Source organism: Salibacterium qingdaonense, assembly GCF_900114715.1.
Lineage (GTDB): Bacteria > Bacillota > Bacilli > Bacillales > Marinococcaceae > Salibacterium > Salibacterium qingdaonense.
Genome location: NZ_FOTY01000064.1, coordinates 1 through 2,409 on the forward strand (window position 1 = coordinate 1; position 2,409 = coordinate 2,409).

Here is a 2,409-nt window from a genome sequence, read left to right on the forward strand (position 1 = left end):
AGGCCGATGATTTTTCATCGGACACTCCGTACTATACCAAGGGGGCTCTTTTTTGTTCAAAACCCACATTTTCCCCTAACAGGAATGCTCCTTTATATTCATCGATGGAATGACCTCCGGCAGCTCCTTCACCTCCTGAATCATGGGCGCCGCCAGACGGTCAAACCGCCTCATGGCTGTCGAAGGGGATGTATGGAACTGACCCGCCGTATCTAAAGTTCTTTCCCTGAATGGTTCGAAGCCCTAAAGCTTGATTCCATTCCGCGGTGTGACGTTGATAACGTTCAACAAAACGGGCCTTTTCCGGGAATTTCTTCCCGCAGGGGCAGGCATAGCGCCGCCTCCGGTAAAATAAATACGATGTTCGTTCAAAGATTTTCAGGTGCTGAATCTTTTGGGTACGATAATCGTGAATTTGGTTGGTTCTTTCCTCACAACTCGGGCATCTGTGCGCTTTTCGTTCCATCTCCACTTGGAGATGGAACGAATCCCCCACCGTCTCCGTCTTCTTAACCTTTAGTTCTTCTAAACCGGGAAAATTCATGGTAAAATGCATAGACACGCAACTCCTATCCTTTCTTGTTTCTCGACAATTCAAGTATAAAGGATAAAGGAGCTTGCGTATTTTTTATACACGAATTTGTTTTAAAACCCCAACATATATTGTAGAGCCCTCGAACATGCATGGGTACGCTTGTGATCAACTCAAAGGTCAGTTTTATTACCTCCAAAGCAGAAATCATTCTAAGACTGTTAAACGAGCCGTAGACAAATGGAAGTCAGATGTGAAGGAAATCCGGTCAGTTTCGTGTTCTTCTTCATTCCGGCGATAACAGCAAAAAAACGATATTAAAACGACTGGTTCAAGGAGAATACCAGCATACGGCCTCTCAAATCGTCAAAAAGGGAAAGAAGTGGTTTTTGAACTTGCCGTATAAATTCGATGCTTCCCAAACGCAAGTTCAAAGGGAACGGGTCATGGGCGTAGATCTGGGAATTAAATGCCCTTTCTACATGGCATTCAATTATCATGATTATTTGGGTAATCGGAAAATAGCGTGGAAAGAGGGTTAAAAAGAACCCTCATCCATAGCCTTGATCAGTGTGGAAAAGTCAGCACCATAGATGTCTTCATACACCCATTCATATTCTGGTTTTAACCAATTCGGCATTTTATCAGGCAACATTTTTCCGAAAGTAACTTCAACTTCTTTGAATTTCTTTTTCCTTTTAACTTTACGATAGCCTTGTGTAAACAAAATCTTCGCTCTGAGGGCTTCAAAAGAGTAACCACGACCAATATGATTTATCGTCTTAATTAAGCGATTCAAGGACTCTGTATAGGCGTTTGTGATAGGTGAAGTGAAATAGTTGAATATCTCTTCTTCCCAATTGGTCATAGCCTTAATGAGATCCCCGAAGTAGGTCATTAACTCTTTAGGTACATTTGAAAGCCATTCTTGATAGAGTTTATATGCTTCATCGACTGTTTTAGCTTCATAAATATCAAAGAACTGCTCTTTGAGTTCATAGGCATGACCAAGCAATGGGAACATATCAGTCCATACTTGTAGTTTTATTTGGTCATCAAAGTCGTTGAGGTCTTTACGCCTTGTCAGAAGCACATAACGGTCTCTCATAAGTTGCCTACGTTCTTTGGCTGATACACTTTGACGATTAGCCTTTCGTATCTTCTCTAAGGCTTCATTTGCTAATTTAACAACGTGAAACTTGTCGATAACTATTTTGGCGTGTGGAATTACCATGTTAACTGCATCTTTGTAAGGTCTCCACATATCCATTGCTACAAGTTCAATTTTATCAATGTCTTGGAGCTTTGAAAGATAACTGACAACAGTATCCTTATTACGTTTTCGTAAGATATCAATTACTGACTTGTTTTCAACATCTGTGATGACACAACGATAGTTTTTAAGCAAATGGACTTCATCAATCCCAAGCCATTTAGGAGTTCTAAAATCAGTTTTAGTTTCAAGTTCAGTAACGTAGTCATTAAAGATGTTTCGTACAGTCTTTTCGTCAACACCAATCTCTTCTGCAATACTGGTAAACGTTTTTTCAAGACTTGCTTCTTGAATCCAATTAATTAGCCTATTAGTAACAGATCGATTAACATCCATATCTGGTAGATTTTCAAAAAATGTTTCATTACATTCCCTACATTTATATCGTTGGCGATTGACATAGATACCGACACGTTTTGCGTGCATTGGCAGGTCAAAAAATAGCTGTTGTTTCTTACCATGTTTATATAAGTTTGCAACGGTTCCACATTTTGGACAGTACGAAGGAGACCTGAATCCGTGATAAAGAGGGTTATTGTTTGAGTGAGGTTCCGTTCTATATCTATAACTCGTTTTTTATTTCAGGTATACGTTGAAGATAAAT

At 39.8% G+C, this 2,409-nt stretch carries 2 pseudogenes; both read right to left on the minus strand.

The features are described from left to right. Nucleotides 1-88 precede the first annotated feature (88 nt). A pseudogene (locus BM058_RS17915) lies at nucleotides 89-562 on the minus strand (transposase family protein); the annotation flags it as partial. 508 nt (nucleotides 563-1,070) lie between these two features. After that, a pseudogene (locus BM058_RS17920) lies at nucleotides 1,071-2,303 on the minus strand (ISL3 family transposase); the annotation flags it as partial. Between the last annotated feature and the right edge of the window lie 106 nt (nucleotides 2,304-2,409).